The organism is Streptomyces sp. NPDC002265, assembly GCF_040296125.1.
Lineage (GTDB): Bacteria > Actinomycetota > Actinomycetes > Streptomycetales > Streptomycetaceae > Streptomyces.
Map to the genome: position 1 here is coordinate 1 of NZ_JBEOWS010000168.1, position 20,289 is coordinate 20,289.

Here is a 20,289-nt window from a genome sequence, read left to right on the forward strand (position 1 = left end):
CCGGGAAGGCCAGAATCCTCGCCCTTCAGGGCGAGGAGCATGTCAACGAGCCGGCTGAACCAGCCTCGTCGCACAGTCCCGGCCAGATGGGCGATCACCTGCCGGGGCGCGGCCCGGCCGCGCGGCTCACCCGTGGCGTCAGACTTCCTGTGCGGCTTCGGGGACCGCGATGGTTCCCTGTGCCACCGCGCACAGGGCCTCCCTCCCCGCGCTGTCCACGACCGACAGGTCGCAGCGGCACACGACACGGGAACGGCCCGCCCGTACGACCCGCGCGTGGGCGCGCAGGAGCACGCCGTCGGCGGGGCGCAGGTAGTCGATGGTGAACCCGGCGGTCAGCAGCCGCGTGCCGACCACCGTGCCTGCGGCGAAGGTCAGCGTGTTGTCCGCCGCGTAGGCGAGCACACCGCCGTGCAGAAAGCCGTTCTGCTGGCGCAGGTCGTCGCGGATGTCCACCTCCAGCGTCGCCTCGCCTTCGCCGAAGGCCACCAGGCGGGCGCCGAGCAGGTTGCTGAAGGGCTGGGCCGCCAGGACCTTTCGTGCGAGGGCCAAATCCGGCGCGTACGTCACATCACTCCTCGTTCTCGGTGGTCGTCCGGTGGCTCGTGGTCTGCTCCACGAGGACGTCGGCCCAGTGGTCGAGAGGGCTGAGGGCGCGGTAGGCGTCCTCTCGAGCCGTGGGCGGCACGGCTTTCGCAGTATGTTGCCGCACAGGGAGGCGCGCGGTGATCCGGCAGCTCACGACACCTCACCGGGCGCCGGCGGGTGCTCGGGCGGGCGGCGTCCCCAGGCCGAGATCAGGGGTGCGAGTGTCAGGTCCAGTCGGCCCGCGTGGATGGCGGCCAGGTGGGCGTCGATCTCGGCGTCGTCCGCCAGGCCGGCCGCGAGCAGCTCGCCGCGCACGTGCCGGATGGTCGCCGCCTCCAGCCGGTCGCAGGCCGGCCCGCCGACCGGGAAGAAGCCCGCCGCGGCGACATCCAGCAAGCCTGCCTCACGCAATGCCCGCGGCAGTGTGCGGCCGAAGCGCAGGTCCGCGCCACGGCGCGTCAGCAGTTCCCGGACCGCGTCGCGCAGCCGGTTGGCCCGCTGCTGTGCGGGGCCGCTTGCGTCCACGCATGCCAGGGGCTGCAGAGCGGTATCGGCGTCCTCGACCAGCAGCCAGCCGCCGGGCCGCAGCGCTGCCGCCATCGTGGCCAACGCGCGAGCCCGGTCCGGCAGATGGACCAGCACGAGCCGGGCGTGCACCAGATCGAACGTCCCCGGCTCCGGCGGCGGATCAGCGACGACGTCGTGCCGGCGTACCTCGTACCCGTCGCCTGTCTTCAGCCACGACGGGTCGATGTCCGTTGCCAGCACGTGCCCGCTCGGGCCGACGGCCGCCGCGAGCGCCTGCGGGACACCGGGGCCACCGGCCCCCACCTCCCAGCAGCGCGAGCCGGCCCCGACCCCCAGCCGATCGAAGTGCCCGAGCGTCACACCGTCGAACAGCTCGGCCAGCCAGACGAATCGCTCGCCCGCCTCGGCGCGCGCGTTGTCCAGCAGGTACCCCCGGGCGCCAGCGGACTCTCCACCGAACGCGGCAGTCCCGCCTGTCGGATCCGGTCGGTCACCGACGTGCGACGGGCGGGGCGAGGGTGTCATGACTCCATGGTCGACCTTCCCGGGCCGCCGGCGCTACGACGACGGGAGCGGGATGCCTCACACGGTTCAGGACCAGGCCCCGGCCCGCGTTCGGCATCCGCCCCTCGGCCTCGACGGACACCCGGTAGTACGCCCTACCTCGGTGCCTGGAAACCGCCGATCTCCCGCTCGAGCAGTTCGGCCAGCCGCAGCGGGGTGCGGTCCTCGAACATCGGACCGATGAGCTGGACTCCCACCGGCAGACCCTCGGGGGACCTGCCCGCCGGTATCGCGGTGGCGGGCAAGCCGGGCATGGTGGCCAGACCCGCCCAGACGAGCTGGTCGAAGTACGGGTACCCGACGCCGTCGATGTCGATCCGGCGTTCCATCACCTGAGGGTCGTGGTCGTGCGGGAACGCGGGAGTGGGCGTGATCGGACACACCACGGCATCGAACTCGGCGAAGAGCTGCCGCCAGCCGTGGCGGTGGAGTTCGCGAGCGCTGTTCGCCTCCATCCAGTCGCGGTGGCTGAACACCATGGCACGCAGCCGCGTCGCGTCGAGGCTCCGGTCGTCCGGACTCAGCCCGGCGGCCCAGGCCCGCAGCTGCTCGTACCCTTCGACGGGAAAACGCGCCACCGAGCTCGAAAACAGCAACTGCGTGTAGAGCGTGGCGGCTTCGGTCAGATCGGGCAGCAGCGGAGTGTGCCGTGCGACGTGGGCGCCGCCGTCGGCAAGGGCGTCGGCCACCCGGTTCACGCCCGCCCGCACAGCGGACCCGGTCGGAATGAGCGGATGCTCGTCGACGACCAGAACCCGGAAGTCGCCGAGCCGCTCGTGGCGCGCGGGGGGCAGCGTCAAGTCGTACGCCTTGCCGAGCGTCAGCGGGTCCGGTCCGGCCATGACGTCGAGCAGAAGCGCGAGGTCGCGGGCAGTGCGCGCCATGGGACCTACGACGGCGAGGTCGAGCTCGACCGGCAACGGCGGTGCCGGCGGCACGACCATGCCGCGGGTTGCCGCCAGTCCGAGTGTCGGCTTGTGCGCGTAGACGCCGCAGAAATGCGCGGGAGTACGCAGCGAACCAGCGAGGTCGGAGCCGATGGACAGCGCGCAGAATCCGGACGCCAGGGCCGCCGCTGATCCGCCGGAGGATCCGCCGGACGTACGAGTGTGATCCCACGGATTGTTGGTGGTGCCGTACATGTCGTTGAAGGTCTGGATGTCCTGCAGCCCCAAGGGCACATTGGTCTTGCCCAGCACCACCGCGCCCGCGGCCTTGAGCCGCGACACCTGCACCGCGTCCTCGGCCGGCACGTAGTCCCGGTGTTGCGGCATGCCCCAGGTCGTGGGCAGTCCCGCCATGTCGTAGGACTCCTTGACCGTCACCGGAATGCCGAGCAGCGGCCGGATCTCGCCGCGGGCGCGCGCCCGGTCGGCACCGCGTGCGGCGGCCCGCGCACGGTCGAAGTCCGGGACACACATCGCGTTGATCGCCTTGTCGTCGCGCTCGATACGGGCAATCGCCTCATCGGTCAGTTCCACCGAGGTCACTTCACCGGCACCTAATGCGGCCGCCAGCTCTTCGGCCGTCCGAAAGCTCCATTCCATGAATCCGACGCTAGCGGCCTCTGAAAAAGGCCACGAAATGCCGCTTCGCGCAAGGGCGGACGCCTTGCCAGCGGGCCCATGCAGCTGCTCGCGGTCGTGATCGCGGGTTCACCGTCGACGCCTCGAGGCTGTCCAAGACCCGTCCTGCGGCGCCGATACCACCTGGGTATCGTTGCAGCGTGGAGCTGCGGACCTTGCGCTACTTCGTGGCGGTCGCCGAGGAACTCCACTTCGGCCGGGCCGCCACCCGACTGCACATCAGCCAGCCGCCGCTGAGCCGGGCGATCAAGCAGTTGGAAGCCGATGTCGGGGCCCTGCTGTTCACCCGCTCGCCCACAGGAGTCACGCTCACTGCGGTGGGCTCGGTGCTGCTCGACGAGGCGCGGGCCCTGCTCGACCACGCCGACCGTGTCCGGGCACGCGTGAGCGCGGCGGCCGGCGTCGCGACCCTCACCGTCGGCATCCTGGGCGACGGCACCGACCCGGGCGTGACCAGGCTGGCCGCCGCCTACCGCCGGACCCGCCCCGGCATCGACATCCGCGTCCGCGACACCGATCTGACCGACCCGACCTGCGGGCTGCGCGCCGGACTGGTCGATGTCGCCCTCACCCGGGCGCCGTTCGACGAGACCGCGCTGACGGTGCGTGAACTGCGTACCGATCCGGTCGGCGTGGTCCTGCGCGCCGACGATCCGCTGGCCCGCCGCGACGGGCTGCGGCTGGCCGAACTCGACGACCGCCGCTGGTTCCGGTTCCCGCCGGACACCGACCCCCTCTGGCAGTCGTACTGGCACGGCGGCAGGCCGCGCGAGGGACCGGTGGTGCGTGCCGTCCAGGAATGCCTGCAGGCCGTGCTGTGGAACGGCACGGTCGGCCTGGCCCCGCTCGGCCACGACCTGCCCGCGGAACTGACCGCGGTGCCGCTGACCGACATGGAGCCGAGCCGGGTGGTGGCCGTGTGGAACGAGGGGGACACCAACCCGTTGATCCGGTCCTTCGTCGAGATCGCGACAACCGCGTACCGCCACCGCGAGGGAAGCCGCTGATCAACGGCCCTGTCCGGGGGAGGGAAACAGGGGCTGCCGACGGCTTCGCCGCAGCGCCCGGCGCGTGCGATCACTGCACACGCCGGGTGCCGCCGCTTCCACGAGAAGGCCGCGAGCCGCTCGGGCCGGGAGGTCAGTCGAAGACGGAGAGGTCGATGGATTGCGCGAGGGCGGCGTAGCCCGCGTCGTTGCCGTGGAGGTGGTCGCCGATGTGCAGGTCGCTGCGGATGTGGGTGGGGTCGGCGGGGTCGCGCCAGACGGCGTCGAAGTCGAGTACGCCGTCGAAGGCGCCGCTGGTGCGGATCCACGCGTTGACTTGCTCGCGGGCCTTGTCACCCTCGGCCGAGTACATCTCCGAGCCACCGTAGGGGGCGATGGTCGCGGCGTGGACCTTCACGCCGTGCGCGTGGGCGCGTGCGGCCAGTTGGAGGTGGGCGGCGATGATGTCGTCCACGCCGGCGGGTGGGCCGGGGAACATGCAGAGGAACGCGGCGTTCTCCTCGGTGGGCGGGGCGAAGGAGAAGAACAGGTCGTTGCCCACGGCGATCACCACGTGGCCGAGGCCGGGCGTGGCGAGGATGTCGCGGTCGAAGCGGGCGAGGGCGGCGGTGCCGATGCCGTCGCTGAGCAGGCGGTTGCCGTTGATGCCCTGGCTGACCACACACAGTTCCGGCCCGGGGCGGTCCGCCAGGCGTTCGGCGAGCCGGTCCGTCCAGCGTCGGTCGGTGCCGGGGGTGGATCCCATGCCGTCCACACGGGAATCGCCGATGACGGCGATGGCCCGGGCCGGTGTCTCGGGCTGTACCTCCACGGCTGTGATCAGGGCCTGGGCCGGTAAAGGAGCGGCGTGTGCGGGCAGCGGTACGGGGGCGGTCGCGTCGCCCGGGATGAGCCAGCCGAGCGTGTGGAAGGTTCCGTGGCAGGTCGCGGTGTCGACGCGGCCGGGCAGGTAGAGGCTGATGGTCAGCCGGGCCAGCGCGGTGGCCCGCAGATCGACGGGGTCGCTGAGGACCGGTGCGCCCGCCGGCACGGTGACGGCCGGCCGGCCGCCGAAGGTCACCGCGTGATCGCTTCCGGGCTGGATCGCGTCGTCCGTGTCCGTGAGGGCGACATGGGCGGCGCCGATGGCCAGCGGTGCGGTTCCGTACTCGTTGCTGATGCGGAGGCGGATGCGGTGCCCGCCGCCTGTGATGCGGACGATCTGCCGCAGCGTCGCGTTCTCGAAGGGCTCGATGCGGCTGACGGAGTCGTCCGGTGCCTGCGGGGAGGCGCCCCAGGTGTGAACCCACGCCCCTGTGTGCGGGGTTGGACGTTCAAGGCTGGAGGGGGTCCTGATGACGCTGTCCACGGTCGTTGCCCTTCGGTAGTCGGGTATGGCGGCCCTGCTTGTCGGTGTCGGTGTCGGTGTCGGTGTCGGTGTCGGTGCTCGACGAGTGCGGTGTCGGGGCCTTGCCTGATGCGGGTGCGCGGGTGCCGGCCTCGGTCGTGGCCTTGCGCATGCGGACCGATGCTCCGGCGCAGGGGAGGCCGATGGGCGGCGGGTGAACGGCGTCGGGCCGGGAACGGGTCGGCAAGCCGCCGTTCGTTCTAGCTCCGCGGCGCGCCGAGCCACCGGGCAGCGGCCTGCTCGAACGCCTCGCGGTCCGGGCCGGACTCGCCGGCCCAGGCCACGATGCCGTCAGGCCGGATCAGTGCGGCAGCCAGCCCGAGGTCATTGCGTGCCGGGCCGGCCGCGTAGTGGATCCGGCCCGCCCACCCCTTGGCCGCGACCTGCAGCGCCCGGTCGGTGCTGAAGTCGAGCACCACTGCCCGCCCTTGGCGCAGCAGTTCGCCGAGCCGGGTGCCGTCCTCGAAGCGGAAGTCCGGGGAGCTGCGGCCGACGAGGGCCTGTTCGCCGCCCAGGTCGTAGCGGTGGAACAGCCCCGACGTCTGTCGGTACACATGGGTCGTTCCGTCGGTGGTGCGCATCAGGTCCTGCACGAGGCGGCGCAGCGCGGGGGCGTTGGGGCCCGGCTTCATGGTGGCGACCTGGGCGCGGGACCAGTCGAGCACGGCGGCGCCGACGGGGTGCCGCTCGCTGGTGTAGGTGTCGAGCAGATCCTCGGGCGCCCAGCCGCGCACGGTGGCGGCGAGTTTCCAGCCCAGGTTGACGGCGTCGCCGATACCGAGGTTGAGGCCCTGGCCGCCCAGGGGCGAGTGGATGTGCGCCGCGTCGCCGGCCAGCAGCACCCGGCCCCGGCGGTACGTCGTCGTCTGCATCGCGCGGTCGGTGAAACTGGAGGCGAGGTGGACCTCGCTCAGCGTCACGTCGGTGCCGCTGATGCGGCGCAGGACCGTCTGGAGGTGTTCGCGGGTCGGCGGCCGGGAGCGGTCGAAGGCGGCGCCGTCGAAGTCCATCATGCCCAGGTGCCCTTCGAAGGGCGTACGCAGATACATGCCGTTCGGCGTCAGATGGAACCCGAGGGGCAGCTGTCCGGGGTCGGCGAAGGCGACCTTGGCGGCGTAGCCGGTGAACAGCGGCTCGGTGCCCACGAACTCGAAACCGGCGAGCTGGCGTACGGCGCTGCGCCCGCCGTCGCAGCCCACCAGCCAGCGCCCCTGGTACTCCTGGCCGCCTGCCGTGACGAGGACTGATCCTGCATCCTGCGCCACGGCCGTGACGGGAGCATTGCGGATGATCTCGGCTCCGGACGCGGTGGCCCGCTCGCGCAGGACCGATCCGGCCGCTTCCAGGCTCGTCATGAACCCCTCCATCGCCGGGCTGGGCAGCCGGGGCGGCAGGGCGCCGGTGTCGATGTCGGCCGCGGCGAGCGTCATGCCCGCGAAATGACTCACCTCACGAGGGCCGGGCGCCTCGACCGCTTCCGGATCCGCGCCCAGCTTCTGCGGGTCGACCCCCGAAGCCTGCGCCATCGCCTCCAGCAGGCCACGACGGTAGAACGTCTCGGCCGAACCGGCATTCAGCCCCCGCAACCCGAGCGGTAACGCCTTCAGCGGCGAGGCGGGTTCCGGGTCCCGCTCGAGGACCACGACCGAGCAGCCGGACAGGGCCAGCTCGCCGGCCAGGAACAGACCGACCGGGCCGCCGCCCGCGATCACGACGTCATGCATGAGAGGTGCTCCTTCGGGAAGCGAACGACAAGGTCACCCGGCCGGATCGGCCAGGTCAGCGCAGCCGGCAGAGGCCGTCGAGGATGACGGCGATGCCGGTGAGGAACTGCTCGCGGTCGTCGTGCTCTCGCATCTGGCCGACGACGGCGTGCATGAACGGGTAGGCCTCCGGGTCGAGCCCCTGCCACGCCGCCGACGCCGCGTCGACGAACGCGTCGCGATCCCCGGCGGGGTCGATCCCCGAAGTGTCCCCCTCGATGCGGGCGTTCTGGCTGACGGCACCGAGGATGTAGTGCACGAGGGTCGAGGTCGCGTCGAACCAGGAGGCCCGCGGCACGCCCAGGGCGCCCATCTGGCCGCCGATCCGCTCGAAGATCCCCACGGTCACCGGGCCGACCGGGTTCCGGACGATCTGCAGGGTCAGCCGCATGGCGAGCCACGGGTGGGCGGCGATCGCGTCGAACAGCGCCAGTGCCACGGCACGGATCTCGTCCCCGGGCGTGGTCGCGGCCCCGGCGGGCCGGGTCGCCAGCGCCGCGCCGATCACGGTTTCCGTCGCCGTGTCGAGCAGGTCGTCACGGGTGCCGACGTGGTAGTAGATCGCCCCGGAACCGGTGGACAGCCGTTCGGTCAGCGCCCGGATGGTCAGCGCGCTCTCGCCGCCCGCGTCGAGCAGCCCGAGCGCAGTGTCGATGATCTGCTCCCGGGAGAGCACCTGGTTGCGCCGCTGTGGCCGGCCCGCTCGCGTCGTCATATCTCGATGGTGGCACTTTTGGTACGGCGATCCAAGTTGGTGCGCCGTACCAAAATGGGCGTGGACAAGACCGGTTCTCCGGTCATCCGTCGAGACTTTCACCGGCTTGGATCGCCGCCCCGCTCAGAAGGGTCGCCACCGCACAGACCAAGTCGAGGGGCTCCACAAGTTCCTTGGTGGCGACGGCGACCAGGGGCGCGGGTGCGTTGCCGTCCAGCAACGCGCTCACGTATGCGATCGCTTCAGCATGCGAGGACATGGGCAGCCACTGCCGCAGTGTCCGCGCGGCGTGCATGCGTCCACGCGCCGCGGCAACGCTGCACAGCTCGAGGAGCCTGAGGGGCCTTCTTGCTCAACGCTCGTAACGCGATCCAGCCGGCCGCTGGAGCAGGCAGGGACGCGCGGCGACGACGCGTAGGTCTGGCAGACTCGATCGCATGTCCGAGCAGCTTTCCGGCGCGACGCCGAATGGTCCGGTGAGTGGGTTCGCGACGCTCTATCCCGAGGTGGCGCAGGCGGGTTCATTGCAAAGAGCCTTGCAAGCAGCGGTCGATCGCGCGGGCTACGGGTTCGTGGTCGAGTTGACGTCGTCACCGGGTTGGCGTTGCGTGGCAGCCCGGGCGGCAGCCGGTGGCCGCTCGGTGAATGTCCTGATGGCCGAGCAGGAGCGCTGTTTCAGCGTGGACTGCTGGACCGATGGGGTTCACATGGCCACAGGCTCCACCGAAGACCTGGCGGAGGTGGCCGGCGCGATGGACTCCTGGCTGCGGGCACCGCGGGTACGCGAGCTCGTGGAACAGTGGCCCTGTCTGCGTACCTGGGAGCTGGCCGAGGCCCACGAACGGGGCGAGGCCGTGTCCGTGCGCTGGCGCCAACTGCGCGCAGCCGCCGTACGCCGGCAGGACAGCGCTCTGCGCGAACTGGTGGAGGCCGCCTTCGAACAGCCGCGCCTTCGGGCTTTCTCACCGGGGCGGAGCATGTACTGGCTCACCTTCAGCCGTCGGGCCGCGCCGCCGATCTGTCGTGACCTGCCGGGGGTCATGTCGATCGGACAGGGCCGCTACCGGGTGCGATTCGCCGACGGCCGACTCCAGGAGGTGGACGGCGCTGCGCAGGCCGTCGCGGTGATCCTGGACGGCCTTCCGGGCGACGCTGTCCCTCCCCGCGACTTGGTCGTTCCTCCAGCCGTCGGATGAGGTCCGCAGTCCGTCACAGGGCATGGGGCAGGCCCGACTTGGCCGACCGCTGACCGCCAGTGAGGTGATCACGATGGTGCCAGTCATGCCTCAGAGGGGGCATATCTGCATATGCGTCAGGTGTGCTCTTGAGTGTGCTGTTGTGCTCCGCCGCCGTCCCGGCCGAGTGGAAGTGTTTCCCGGCGCTGACAGGTTTCTCACATGTGTCGGCGAGAGTCGGCTTCATGATCAATCGCAGAGCCGCTGTCGGGCTCCTCAGCACCTCCGTCCTGGTCAGCGCCTGCGGCAGCACTACCGTGGCGGCCGGGCGGGGGGACGCCCCCGTCGTACCGGCACGCACGCCCGCGCCACGCACACCGGCCCGTGCCGCCTGGCGGCCGATCCCGGGCCTGGGGCCGGAGACCACGGCGGCCATACCCGGCCAGGCACGGCAGGCCGTCGTGGTGACCGGACGCGGCCGGGACTCCCCGGTGTCCACCGCCGTCCTGTACGAACGCACCGAGGCAGGCTGGCAGTCCGGCCAGATCTGGCCGGCGCACAACGCGCTGCACGGCTGGAGCGGCCACCACACGGCCGGTGACCTGCGTTCACCCCTCGGCGTCTACACTCTGAGCGACGCCGGCGGACTGCTCGCCGATCCCGGCAGCCGACTGTCGTACGACCGGTCCTCCGGGTTCGTCTCGCCTGGCACCGGATTCGAGGGGGAGCCGCTGGCCGGCTCGTTCGACTACGTCGTCGCCATCGACTACAACCGACGACCGGGCACGTCACCCCTCGACTGGACCCGCCCGCTCGGCCTGGGCCGCGGCGGCGGTATCTGGATCCACGTCGACCACGGCGGCCCCACCCACGGCTGCGTCAGCATCGGGAAGGCACACATGAAGGCACTACTGCGCGCACTGGACCCGGACCGGCACCCCGTCGTCGTCCTCGGGTACGCCGACTGGCTCGCCCGCTGAGCCGCCCCATGAGCGCACATGTCCTGGTGGCCGAGGACGACGAGATGCAGGCCGAGCTCATCCGCCGGTCCCTGCTGGCGCAGGGCCACACCGCCACCGTGGTGCACGACGGCGCGGCCGCGCTGGACGCGGCCCGCCGGCTCCGGCCCGACCTCGTGATCCTCGACCTGATGCTCCCGGCCGTGGACGGCTTCGAGGTGTGCCGACTGCTGCGCGCCAGCCACCAGGACATCCCCGTACTGATGCTCACCGCCCGCTCCGACGAGGACGACCTGCTGCTCGGCCTCGAACTGGGCGCCGACGACTACATGACGAAGCCGTACAGCCCGCGCGAGCTGATGGCCCGCGTCCGCACCGTCCTGCGGCGCAGCGCACGCGGCGCCGGCCCGGGCCGGGAGGAGCCCGTCGTGAGGGCCGGGGCGGTCACCGTCGATCCCGTACGGTACGAAGTGCGCTGCGACGGGGTGCCGGTGGAGTGCACGCCGGCGGAGTTCCAGATCCTGCTCGCCATGGCCGGGGAGCCGGACCGCGTCTTCTCCCGGCGGCAACTGCTGCAGTGCACCCGCGGCTTCGACCGGGCCTCCACCGAACGCGCCGTCGACGTCCACATCATGAACCTGCGCCGGAAGATCGAGGCCGACCCACGCCGCCCGGTGCGGCTGGTGACCGTGTTCGGCATCGGCTACAAGCTCAGCGGCGGCCGCGGATGAGGCGCCGGATACCGCTGCGCAAACGGCTGCTCGTACGGCTGCTGATCGCGTCCGCCCTCATCGCGCTGTGCTCGGTGGCCGCGACGGCCTGGCTCGCGGTCGCGACCACCACCAGCGCCCTGGAGGAGGAGCAGGGACAGGACCTGGCCACCGACAGCGGCATCCTCACCCAGCTCAGCGGCTACGCCGCCACCCACCCCGACTGGTCGAAGGGGGGACGCACCGTCCGCGCCCTCGCGGCCCGGTCCGGGCGGCGCATCGCCCTGACCACCGCCGACCGCACCGTCATCGCCGACTCCGCCCGACCCGGCACTCCGCTGCCGCCCCGGCCCGCCGCCACCGTCGACCCCCTGCACACCGACACCTACAGCGAACAGGGGGCGCAGCTGAGCGGCATCGACCCCCGTGCGGTCGGCCCGTACCGGCTGACCGCCGCCGAGCGGCTCCAGGTCGACGCCCTGGCCAGGAAGCGGCAGCACTGCTACGGCGCGTACGACATCACCGTCACCGTGACACGGACGCCGAGCGGACGTGCGGCCCTCGTCGGCACGGACGGGCAGGACCCCCTCTCCTACGTCCCGCCGGAGTGTGCCGACGGACGGCTGAACACCCCCACCGCCACCGAGGACAAGGCGCTGGACGCGCTGACCGCCCGGACCCGGGCCTGCCTTGACCGCCAGGGCCTGACTCTCGGCTCACCGCTGTACGTCACCTTCGACGTCACCGGGAAGGACCCGCTGGACTTCCGGCCCGTGATCAAGGGCAAGGCGCGTGACGGTTCCCCGACCGAGAAAGCGGTACAGAACTGCGCCCACAGCGCCCGCCGCGCCCAACTGGACCCATACGTCGCACCTTCCGCCCAGCTGTTCCTCGGCATCGGAGACCGAACCACCCCCCGCTTCGACGTGTCCCCGGCCAACAAGGCCAAGGTCGCCGGCGCCGCGGGTCTCGTCCTCGTGGTCACCGTCGCCGTCACCGCCGTGGTCGCCGGCCGGCTGGTGCGTCCCCTGCGCGCACTGACCGAAGCCGCCCAGCAGCCGCCGGACCTGCATGTGCGGGTCGCGGTCACCACCCGGGACGAGACCGGCATCCTGGCGGAGGCGTTCAACGACCTGACCGAGCGCCGGGCGCGCCTGGAGGCCCAGCGCAGGGCGATGGTCAGCGACATCGCCCACGAGCTGCGCAGCCCGCTGACCAACATCCGCGGCTGGCTGGAGGTCACCCGGGACGGTGTCGTCGACCCGGACGCCGCGCTGCTCGACTCGCTGCACGACGAGGCGCTCGTGCTCCAGCGTGTCATCGACGACCTCCAGGACCTGGCGGCCGCGGACGCCGGCACCCTGCGCCTGCACCGCGAGCCGGTACGCGCCGACGAACTGCTCGACCAGGTCGCCGCGGTCCACCGGGTGGCCGCCGACACGGCCGACGTCACCCTGCGCACCGATGCCGGCGCCGTCCTCTGGCTGGACGCCGACCCGGTCCGGATGCGGCAGATGCTCGGCAACCTGGTCTCCAACGCGCTGCGTCACACACCCCCCGGCGGTACGGTCGCGCTGGCCGCCCGCCGTGGCGACGACGGCGTCGTGCTCACCGTCGCGGACACCGGCACGGGCATCGCGCCCGAGGACCTGCCGCATGTCTTCGAGCGGTTCTGGCGTGCGGAGAAGTCCCGCAGCCGACGCACCGGCGGCAGCGGTCTGGGCCTGTCCATCGTGCGCCACCTGGCGGTCGCCCACGGCGGTACGGCAGAGGCGGCGAGCGAGCCGGGACGCGGCGCCGTGTTCACGCTCCGGCTGCCGGGCGCCCCGCCGCCGTCCTGCGACGACTGAACCGTCTGCCGGGGGACCGGTACGACCGGACGGGCGGCCGGTCAGGGTGCCGTATTGCGGAACGGCCATGTCCGGGGCACGGATGGGCCACGCACCGTCACGGTCGGGCCGTCAGCAGGGATCATGCCGTCATGCTGGCCTGTGGATGCATGAATCTGATGGACGTCATGGCGGCCCTGACGGGGTACGGCCTGCTGGGCCTCGCCGGACTCGCGGTCGGCCTGGTCTGCCTGTTCGGGCTGCTGCTCGGTGCGATCGTCACCATCGGGCATCTGACCCGCCGACGGCAGGGTGACGGTGAGCCCGAACCGGAGACACCGGGTCGGTGGAGGGACGGGTCACCCCTGGGCTCCTTCCGCTGGGAGGACTCAACGGAGTAGCGGGATTCGGTGTCTGCCTCATCGGGCAGCCGTGGCTGCACTCCCGTGGACAGGCGCATGCCTGTACCCGGCGCACGCACTGAGGCAGTGTCAGGGTGAGAGAGGTCTGCCGCCAGCCGTCCCAGGGAGTGAGAATGCCCGATCACATACACGACCACGACCATGACCATGACCACGACCACCGGCAAGCCGACCATGGGCAGTCCCGGACCGACGACTCGCAGCTGTTCAAGGCGGCGGCCGCGGGCCGCCCGGATGTCCTGGGCCCGTCCGGCATGGGCACCTTGCAGCGTGCCGTCGGCAACAGCGCGGTGGGCGCCATGCTGCAGCGGGAGCAGGACGAGGAGAACCCCTCGGCGCAGCGTTCGCCCGTGCACGACGTGGTCGGATCCGGCTCCGGGCAGGCCCTCGGTGCCGATGTCCGCACCGACATGGAGGCAAGGCTCGGGGCGGACTTCTCCGACGTACGGGTGCACACGGGCGACGCGGCGCACGAGTCCGCGAAGTCGGTCGGAGCACATGCCTACACCGTAGGCAGCAACGTCGTCTTCCAGCGGGACGCCTACGACCCGGCGTCCCACGCCGGGCGTACCACGCTCGCCCATGAACTGACCCATGTGATCCAGCAGCGCAGCGGCCCGGTCGACGGGACCACCGCACCCGGTGGGATCCGGGTCAGCGACCCCTCGGACCGGTACGAGCGGGAGGCCAGCGCGAACGCCGAACGCGTGATGTCCGCCCCGGCCCCGGCTCCGGCCGCGCAGGCCACGGAGGCGCCGGCGGCCGTTGCCGGGCCGTCCGCGGCGGTCCAGCGGGAGGCCGAGCAGCAGGACGAGGAACCCGCCGATGTGCAGGGGCTGTTCGTGCAACGGGCCGAGGAGGAGCAGCAGGAGGACGAGTCGGGTGACGCGTGAACGGTACGGCCCCGGGCTCGTCCGAGCCCGGGGCCGTACCGTTCGCCGTCCCGGGCGGCTCGGCCCCGCCTGCCCGGACTTCGTCCCGGCCGATGGGGCCCGCCGTCCTCCGGCCGGCTCAGGCCGTGGTGGGGGAGGGGCTGGGCGCCGGCCGCAGAGTCCCGCCGACCAGCACCGACTCGGCGCACTGGGCCGGAGTCGGACTGCCCACCGGCTTGCCCACCTCGGTGCAGGTCACCGTCATGGTGATCTTCCCTCCGTCGGGCACAACGATCGGGGTGACGAAGTGGTAGTCCTGGTCGCGGAAGTTCTGCAGCGCGAGACGCAGCAGGGTCCGGCCCTCGGCGGCGATGACGACGGTGCCGGAGTCTCCCTGCGGGTTCTGCGCCACCAGGTCCGTCAGGTCGAACGCCTGGCCGGCCGGGACGGTGAACACCGTACCCGCCGTGGGGTCGCCGCCCGTAGCGTCCTTGACCTCGGCCTGAGCGCTGCGCGGATCCCCGGTACCCCCGCCCCCGCTGCCGCCCGTACCGCCACCGGTCCCGCCGCCGGTGCTCCCGGCCGTCGAGCCCGCCGCGGCACCGGAGCTCGGTGAGCCACCGCCCGCCGCGTCCTGTCCCTTTCCGCCGGCGCCCGCCGACGCGCCGGACGAGCCACCGCCACTCGCGGCGCCGGACGCCCCGGGGCTGGGCGACAGCGCGGCGGCCACCTGCTTCTTGGATTCCTCCCGCGCCGCCGACTGCACCACCGGGCGCAGCAGTGCGAACCACACGACGGCCAGGGCCGCCAGCGCGGCCACCGCCGCCACCAGGGCGCGCGGCAGCCAGCGCGGCAGTATCGCGTTCTGCTGGTAGGTGCCGTCCAGGACGACCGACTCGTGCGGCACGTCGCCCATGGGCGTCGCCACCACCTGGAAGGGATGCACCACGGGGGTGCCGCGCCACAGCCTCCGTGCCGGACGCACGGTGAGTCGCGACAGTTCGGCCGCGCCAGGCGCCAGCTCGACGGTCTCCCGGGCGAAGCGCAGGCGCACCCGGGAGCTGTCGCTCTGGGCCGTCAGCTGCACCGTCACCGGGGTGTTGCCGTGGTTGTCGACGGCCACGTCCGTGTTGCCGCGCCAGGCGCCGTCGAACCCGCGGGGCACCAGTTCCCCGGTGATCGAGGCGAACGGCAGGACCGTGAGCACGCCCTCGGGCACGACCGTCTCGTCGGGGGCGCTGGTGGGCACCACCCGCACCCCGAACGGGACGTCCCCGGCCAGTGCCTCCGAGCTCCGGGGCGGGCTCAGCGCGAGGACCGCGGTGCCCGTACTGCCCGGGAACAGCGAAAGGCTCGCCGGTTCGACGGTCGCCCAGGCCGCCGCCGGGCCCACGACCTCGAAGCGGTACTCCTCCACCGTGCTGCCGGAGTTGCGTACCTGAAGGGGAACGTCGATCCGCCCGCCGGGCTCGGCCGTCACAGCGGTCGTGTCCAGGCTTGCCGCAGTTGTCATGAGCGGCACGGTAAGGCCGGTGACGGCGGTTCACACGGGCCGCTCAGGAAGACTTTCGGGAAGCTGATGTGCCCATTGATGCCTTGTTGACTTCGTGTGGAGTCGCCTCCCGCATACTGCTCGACGCGCCGCGATGCGCTCGACCTGGGGGGAGACCGTTGTGGACCGGATAGTGGTGTGCCTGCGCGCGGATGACCCGATCTCCAGAGCGGGGGTCGCCTCACAGCTGCGGCCCCGGCCGGAGATCCGGTTACAGGAGGAGGGGGAGGAAACGGCCGCCGCCGTGGTGGTGGTCGTCGTGGAGACCATAGACGAGGAGTCGCTGCGGATCCTTCGGCACATCCGGCGGACGACGGCGGCCCGGCTGGCGCTGATCGCCACCCGCATCGACGACCAGCAGGTGGTCGGTGCCGCCGAGTGCGGAGTGGCGGGCATCCTGCGGCGGTCCGAGGCTACGCCGGAGCGGCTGGTACAGGTGATCAACGCGGTGGCCAGGGGGGAGGGCAGCGTTCCCGCCGACCTGCTGGGCCGCCTGCTGGAACAGGTCGGTCAGCTGCAGAGCCAGGTCCTGGCGCCGCGCGGCCTGAACTTCAGCGGGCTCACCGACCGGGAGATCGAGGTCGTCCGCCTGGTCGCCGAGGGCTACGACACCGGGGACATCGCCGCGAAACTCGCGTACTCCGAACGGACCATCAAGAACATCCTGCACGAGCTGGTCACCCGGCTGCACCTGCGCAACCGCTCCCATGTCGTCGCCTACGCGCTCCGGCAGGGGCTGATCTGAAGGCCGATCCGAGGGGCCGACCGCAGGGCCGACCGCAGGGCCGATCCGAAGCGGTTGATCCGATGAGGCGGGTCCGATGGGGTCGGCCCGGTGAGGTCGGCCTGACGGGGGCGGTCCGCCTCGGTGGCGTAGGTGAGGAGCGGATTGCCCGGAGGGGCAGCCCGCGCTTCCCCCTCGGGTGTCCCATGCGCCGCTCCGCCGGGGAGCGGTGCCGGGGACGGTGGGACAGACGTAGATCTGGGAGGGGATGTCGTGCGGGTGTTCCGGCTGCGGGCGGGCCTGATGGCCGCGGTCCTCGCGTTCTGCGCGGTAGGAGCCGGCATCGGAGACTCGGCGCCGCGGGTCCGGACGGCGGCTTCGTCCACCGACCCCTCGCCGTCCTCCTCTGCCTCCTCCCCCTCTTCTTCCGTGTCGTCCACACCGTCCGAACCCTCCTCCTCGCCTTCACCGGCCTCCCCGTCCGCCTCGCCCTCGGCGTCTGCGCGGTCCGCGCGGTCGGCGGTGTCCCCGGTCACCCCGGCGCTGGTGGAGCGGTCGCTGGACCCCGGTGCGTCGATCACCGTGGACAAGCAGGTGCAGACCCCGGCGGTGCCGCCGAAGCCGGATGTCGTGCTGCTGGTGGACAACACCGGGAGCATGGGTGAACCCATCGCCAATGTGCGCAACAACCTGTCCACGATCGTCAACCGGGTCTTCGACGCCCAGCCCGACTCCCGGTTCGCCGTGGCCAGTTACGGAGACGAGAAGGACGAAAGCCGGCTCTTCCTCCTGCACCAGGCGTTCACCGCCGATCGAACGGCCATCCAGAACGGTGTGAACGCCCTGACCGCCGGCGGTGGTGGCGACACGCCGGAGGACTGGGGGAACGCCCTCGACGAGGTGGCGAACGGGGTCGGTGGCCGGAACACGTTCCGGGAGGGCGCCAGCCCCATCGTCGTCCTGGTCGGTGACGCCTCCAGCCACGACCCCAGCAACGGGCACAGTTTCACCGACGTCATCAGTGCGCTCAAGAGCCACGGCGTGAAGGTGCTCGCCGTCGACGTGGACAGCTACAGCGACGGACTCGACGGCCAGCGGCCCAGCGACGGCGACTACGAGAACGGCCAGGCCACCCGCGTCACCCAGGCCACCGGCGGTACGTACTTCCAGGGCGTCGACCCGACTCAGGTGTCGAACGCCATCATCCAGGGTCTGACGAACCTGCCCGTCGCCGTCGGCCACCAGCTCGTCGACTGCGACCGCTCGCTGGACGTCTCCCTGTCCCCGGCGAGCACCCAGGTGATCAGCGGCCAGACCGCCGGCTTCGGCGAGCGCATCACCGTGTCCCCGGACGCTCCCCAGGGCACCACGCTGAACTGCACGGTCCAGTTCACCCTCGGCCCGGCGGCCGACCCGGCCTACCGGGAGCAGATCCATATCACCGTCAACGACGTGACCCCTCCGGCGGTGACCGTCGACGACCGTACGGTCGAGGCCACCGGCCCGGACGGCGCGGTCGTCGACTATTCGGCCACCGCGCACGACAACGTCGACGGCGACGTCCCGGTCCTCTGCGAGCCGCCGTCCGGGACACGCTTCCCCATCGGGCGCACGACGGTCACCTGCACGGCGACCGACAAGACGGGCCACACCGGCCGGGGCACGGCCGTGATCACCGTGGTCGACACGACCGGCCCCGTCGTCACCGTCGAGGACCGCACCGCGCAGGCGACCGGCCCCGACGGCGCGGTCGTGGAGTACCCCGCGTCGGCGCAGGACACCGTCGACGGAAAAGTGACGGTCACCTGCGATCCGCCGTCGGGTTCGGTGTTCCCGATCGGGGAGACCAAGGTGACCTGCACGGCGACCGACTCCCACGAGAACACCGGCACCGGCACCGCCGTGATCACGGTGATCGACACGACCGCGCCCGTCGTGACCGTCGACGACCGCACGGTGGAGGCCACCGGGCCCGACGGCGCGACGGTGGAGTACCCCGCCACCGCGGTCGACAGCGTGGACGGGCCGACGCCGGTCACCTGCACCCCGCCCTCCGGCTCCACCTTCCCGGTCGGCCGTACGACGGTGACCTGCACGTCGACGGACTCCCATGAGAACACCGGCACCGACACCGCCGTGATCACCGTGGTCGACACGACCCCGCCCGTGGTCACCGTGACCGACCGCACCGTGGCGGCCACCGGGCCCGACGGCGCCCTGATCGACTACACCGCCACGGCCGAGGACCTGGTCGACGGACCCCTGGCCGTCACCTGCATACCCCCGTCCGGTTCCACCTTCCCGATCGGGAAGACCACCGTGACCTGCACGGCGACCGACAAGGCGGGCAACACCGGCACCGACACGGCCGTCTTCACCGTGATCGACAACGCCCCGCCCGTCGTCCGGGTGGACGACCGCACCGTGCGCACCATCAGCCCGAGCGGTATCCCCGTCCGGTACACCGCCACCGCCCAGGACGTCGTCGACGGCACGCTTCCCACGAGCTGCACCCCGGCCTCCGGGACGCGCTTCCCGATCGGGAAGACCACCGTCACCTGCACGGCGACCGACAAGGCGGGCAACATCGGCCGCGACACCGCCGTGGTGACCGTCACCCTGATGCCGCCCGGACCCGTCCCGCCCGCCGCCGACCTCGCCGTGACCGCCGCCGTCGCCCCGCAGCCCGCCTTCACCGGAGGCACGCTCACGGCGACGTTCACCCTCACCAACGCCGGACCGGACAACGCGACGAACGTCGTCCTGACCGCCGTACCGCCCGGGACCGCCACAGTGGTGAGCCCCCAGAACCGCTGCACGACCGCCAGCCCCTGCACCCTGCCGGCCGGCGGCCGGATCGAGGTCACCACCCGGCTGTCGTACGACAAGGCCACCACCGGCACTCTGACGGCCCGGGTCGCCGGCACACCGACCGACCCGTTCCCCGGCAACAACACCGACACGGCCCGGATCCGCGTCCTGCAGCCCGTGCTGACCGTCGGACCCGTCGTCGCCCGGCTCGGCGACGTCGTCCTCGCCGAGGGCCGCGACTTCCCGGCCGGAACCGTCGTACAGCTGAAGTGGAACGTGGGCATCACCGCCGCGACGGTCCCGGTGCGGGTGGACGCGGACGGAACGTTCCGCACCCAGGTCCTCGTCCTGCGCAAGGACCGCACCGGACAGCGGCTGCTGCGGGCGACCGGGCCCGGATACGACCCGGTCAGCGCGAAGGTCCTCGTCGTGCCGCGCAGCCTCCAGCCGCCGGACTTCATCGGCCGCGGGTGACACGCATGACCAGGACGGAGGTGGAACCGTGATCCACGAGGTCGACGAAGCACTGCGCGCCCTCGTCCGCAACGACGCCCTGGGCGGCACACAGATCAGCGTCATGTTCGACGCACCCACCCGGGAGTGGGCGGCCAAGGTCAACGCCCCCACCGTCAATCTGTACCTCTACGACATCCGGGAGGACATGCGCCGCCGCTCCCGAGGCCTGTCCAACGAGTACGACGAACGCGGCACCGTCGTCGCCCGGCACCGCCCGCCCCGGTACTTCAAGCTGTCGTACCTGATCACCGCCTGGACCCGGCGCCCCGAGGACGAACACCGCCTGCTGTCCTCCCTCCTGCTGTGCCTGATCGGCAGCGACGCCATGCCCGCCCGGCACCTGACCGGCTCGCTGGCCGAGCTTCCGCTGCCGGTGCCGATGACGATCGCGCTGCCGCCTCCCGAGGACCGTTCGTTCGCGGATGTGTGGAGCGCGCTCGGCGGCGAGCTGAAGCCCTCCCTCGACCTCGTGGTCAGCGTGCCCCTGGTCGGCACGGGGGCCGTCGCGGCGGGGCCGCCGGTCACCGAGGAGGGCGGCCTGCGGCTCGGGGTGGAGAACACCGAGAACACCGGGACCACCG

19 protein-coding genes are annotated in these 20,289 nt (G+C 72.0%); 10 read left to right on the forward strand and 9 right to left on the reverse strand.

Annotation, left to right across the window (positions count from 1 at the left end; genetic code table 11):
* Positions 1-138: 138 nt before the first annotated feature.
* The 3 genes from ABT085_RS26430 to ABT085_RS26440 form a co-directional block, all read right to left on the reverse strand.
* Positions 139-570, reverse strand: a complete 432-nt coding sequence (locus ABT085_RS26430; protein ID WP_351612756.1) for a PaaI family thioesterase — start codon at positions 568-570, stop codon at positions 139-141.
* Positions 571-738: 168 nt separating this feature from the next.
* Positions 739-1,641 carry a methyltransferase domain-containing protein gene (locus tag ABT085_RS26435; protein ID WP_351612758.1) on the reverse strand — a complete coding sequence of 301 codons (903 nt, stop codon included), beginning with the start codon at positions 1,639-1,641 and terminating at the stop codon, positions 739-741.
* 134 nt (positions 1,642-1,775) lie between these two features.
* A complete protein-coding gene (locus tag ABT085_RS26440) occupies positions 1,776-3,227 on the reverse strand; it encodes an amidase (protein ID WP_351612760.1) in 1,452 nt (483 codons plus the stop codon).
* A 179-nt stretch (positions 3,228-3,406) separates the two neighbouring features.
* Here ABT085_RS26440 and ABT085_RS26445 point away from each other — a divergent pair, with 179 nt between their 5' ends.
* Positions 3,407-4,273 carry a LysR family transcriptional regulator gene (locus ABT085_RS26445; protein ID WP_351612765.1) on the forward strand — a complete coding sequence of 289 codons (867 nt, stop codon included), beginning with the start codon at positions 3,407-3,409 and terminating at the stop codon, positions 4,271-4,273.
* A gap of 133 nt (positions 4,274-4,406) precedes the next feature.
* Here the strand turns inward: ABT085_RS26445 and ABT085_RS26450 are convergent, their stop codons facing one another.
* The 5 genes from ABT085_RS26450 to ABT085_RS26470 all read right to left on the reverse strand — a co-directional run bounded on the left by ABT085_RS26450 (position 4,407) and on the right by ABT085_RS26470 (position 8,367).
* Positions 4,407-5,621 carry an SGNH/GDSL hydrolase family protein gene (locus tag ABT085_RS26450; RefSeq protein WP_351612767.1) on the reverse strand — a complete coding sequence of 405 codons (1,215 nt, stop codon included), beginning with the start codon at positions 5,619-5,621 and terminating at the stop codon, positions 4,407-4,409.
* The gene (locus tag ABT085_RS26455; protein ID WP_351612769.1) at positions 5,587-5,772 is read right to left on the reverse strand and encodes a hypothetical protein; all 186 of its coding nucleotides are present in this window, start codon (positions 5,770-5,772) and stop codon (positions 5,587-5,589) included. The genes ABT085_RS26450 and ABT085_RS26455 overlap by 35 nt, the downstream gene beginning before the upstream one ends.
* Before the next feature lie 88 nt (positions 5,773-5,860).
* Positions 5,861-7,384 (reverse strand): FAD-dependent monooxygenase, encoded by a 1,524-nt coding sequence (locus ABT085_RS26460; RefSeq protein WP_351612772.1) that lies wholly within the window; start codon positions 7,382-7,384, stop codon positions 5,861-5,863.
* Between the two features lie 55 nt (positions 7,385-7,439).
* Positions 7,440-8,138: a TetR/AcrR family transcriptional regulator gene (locus ABT085_RS26465; RefSeq protein ID WP_351612775.1), complete on the reverse strand. Its 699-nt coding sequence runs from the start codon at positions 8,136-8,138 to the stop codon at positions 7,440-7,442.
* Between the two features lie 82 nt (positions 8,139-8,220).
* Positions 8,221-8,367: a hypothetical protein gene (locus ABT085_RS26470; RefSeq protein WP_351612778.1), complete on the reverse strand. Its 147-nt coding sequence runs from the start codon at positions 8,365-8,367 to the stop codon at positions 8,221-8,223.
* A gap of 208 nt (positions 8,368-8,575) precedes the next feature.
* Here ABT085_RS26470 and ABT085_RS26475 point away from each other — a divergent pair, with 208 nt between their 5' ends.
* From ABT085_RS26475 to ABT085_RS26500, 6 genes are all read left to right on the forward strand, one after another.
* Positions 8,576-9,334 (forward strand): DUF6193 family natural product biosynthesis protein, encoded by a 759-nt coding sequence (locus ABT085_RS26475; RefSeq protein ID WP_351612783.1) that lies wholly within the window; start codon positions 8,576-8,578, stop codon positions 9,332-9,334.
* A 224-nt stretch (positions 9,335-9,558) separates the two neighbouring features.
* Positions 9,559-10,293 (forward strand): L,D-transpeptidase family protein, encoded by a 735-nt coding sequence (locus ABT085_RS26480; RefSeq protein WP_351612787.1) that lies wholly within the window; start codon positions 9,559-9,561, stop codon positions 10,291-10,293.
* Positions 10,294-10,301: 8 nt separating this feature from the next.
* Positions 10,302-11,003 carry a response regulator transcription factor gene (locus ABT085_RS26485; protein WP_351612790.1) on the forward strand — a complete coding sequence of 234 codons (702 nt, stop codon included), beginning with the start codon at positions 10,302-10,304 and terminating at the stop codon, positions 11,001-11,003.
* Positions 11,000-12,832 carry a sensor histidine kinase gene (locus tag ABT085_RS26490; RefSeq protein ID WP_351612793.1) on the forward strand — a complete coding sequence of 611 codons (1,833 nt, stop codon included), beginning with the start codon at positions 11,000-11,002 and terminating at the stop codon, positions 12,830-12,832. The genes ABT085_RS26485 and ABT085_RS26490 overlap by 4 nt, the downstream gene beginning before the upstream one ends.
* A gap of 149 nt (positions 12,833-12,981) precedes the next feature.
* Positions 12,982-13,212: a hypothetical protein gene (locus ABT085_RS26495; RefSeq protein ID WP_351612795.1), complete on the forward strand. Its 231-nt coding sequence runs from the start codon at positions 12,982-12,984 to the stop codon at positions 13,210-13,212.
* A gap of 134 nt (positions 13,213-13,346) precedes the next feature.
* The gene (locus ABT085_RS26500; protein WP_351612798.1) at positions 13,347-14,126 is read left to right on the forward strand and encodes an eCIS core domain-containing protein; all 780 of its coding nucleotides are present in this window, start codon (positions 13,347-13,349) and stop codon (positions 14,124-14,126) included.
* A 118-nt stretch (positions 14,127-14,244) separates the two neighbouring features.
* Here ABT085_RS26500 and ABT085_RS26505 read toward each other — a convergent pair whose 3' ends face one another.
* Positions 14,245-15,618 carry a COG1470 family protein gene (locus tag ABT085_RS26505; protein ID WP_351612800.1) on the reverse strand — a complete coding sequence of 458 codons (1,374 nt, stop codon included), beginning with the start codon at positions 15,616-15,618 and terminating at the stop codon, positions 14,245-14,247.
* Positions 15,619-15,778: 160 nt separating this feature from the next.
* On the opposite strand from ABT085_RS26505, the gene ABT085_RS26510 reads away from it, so the two are divergent.
* From ABT085_RS26510 to ABT085_RS26520, 3 genes are all read left to right on the forward strand, one after another.
* A complete protein-coding gene (locus ABT085_RS26510) occupies positions 15,779-16,402 on the forward strand; it encodes a helix-turn-helix transcriptional regulator (protein WP_351612803.1) in 624 nt (207 codons plus the stop codon).
* 408 nt (positions 16,403-16,810) lie between these two features.
* On the forward strand, positions 16,811-19,666 hold the full coding sequence (locus tag ABT085_RS26515; protein WP_351612806.1) for an HYR domain-containing protein: 2,856 nt from the start codon (positions 16,811-16,813) through the stop codon (positions 19,664-19,666).
* A 28-nt stretch (positions 19,667-19,694) separates the two neighbouring features.
* A partial coding sequence (locus ABT085_RS26520; protein WP_351612809.1) for a Pvc16 family protein occupies positions 19,695-20,289 on the forward strand: 595 nt, incomplete at its 3' end.

Coding starts and splice junctions, on each gene's coding strand:
- ABT085_RS26435 (WP_351612758.1), bottom strand. CDS start 1,641: ATGACACCCTCGCCCCGCCCGTCGCACGTCGGTGACCGACCGGATCCG.
- ABT085_RS26440 (WP_351612760.1), bottom strand. CDS start 3,227: ATGGAATGGAGCTTTCGGACGGCCGAAGAGCTGGCGGCCGCATTAGGT.
- ABT085_RS26455 (WP_351612769.1), bottom strand. CDS start 5,772: ATGCGCAAGGCCACGACCGAGGCCGGCACCCGCGCACCCGCATCAGGC.
- ABT085_RS26460 (WP_351612772.1), bottom strand. CDS start 7,384: ATGCATGACGTCGTGATCGCGGGCGGCGGCCCGGTCGGTCTGTTCCTG.
- ABT085_RS26465 (WP_351612775.1), bottom strand. CDS start 8,138: ATGACGACGCGAGCGGGCCGGCCACAGCGGCGCAACCAGGTGCTCTCC.
- ABT085_RS26475 (WP_351612783.1), top strand. CDS start 8,576: ATGTCCGAGCAGCTTTCCGGCGCGACGCCGAATGGTCCGGTGAGTGGG.
- ABT085_RS26480 (WP_351612787.1), top strand. CDS start 9,559: ATGATCAATCGCAGAGCCGCTGTCGGGCTCCTCAGCACCTCCGTCCTG.
- ABT085_RS26485 (WP_351612790.1), top strand. CDS start 10,302: ATGAGCGCACATGTCCTGGTGGCCGAGGACGACGAGATGCAGGCCGAG.
- ABT085_RS26490 (WP_351612793.1), top strand. CDS start 11,000: ATGAGGCGCCGGATACCGCTGCGCAAACGGCTGCTCGTACGGCTGCTG.
- ABT085_RS26495 (WP_351612795.1), top strand. CDS start 12,982: ATGAATCTGATGGACGTCATGGCGGCCCTGACGGGGTACGGCCTGCTG.
- ABT085_RS26500 (WP_351612798.1), top strand. CDS start 13,347: ATGCCCGATCACATACACGACCACGACCATGACCATGACCACGACCAC.
- ABT085_RS26505 (WP_351612800.1), bottom strand. CDS start 15,618: ATGACAACTGCGGCAAGCCTGGACACGACCGCTGTGACGGCCGAGCCC.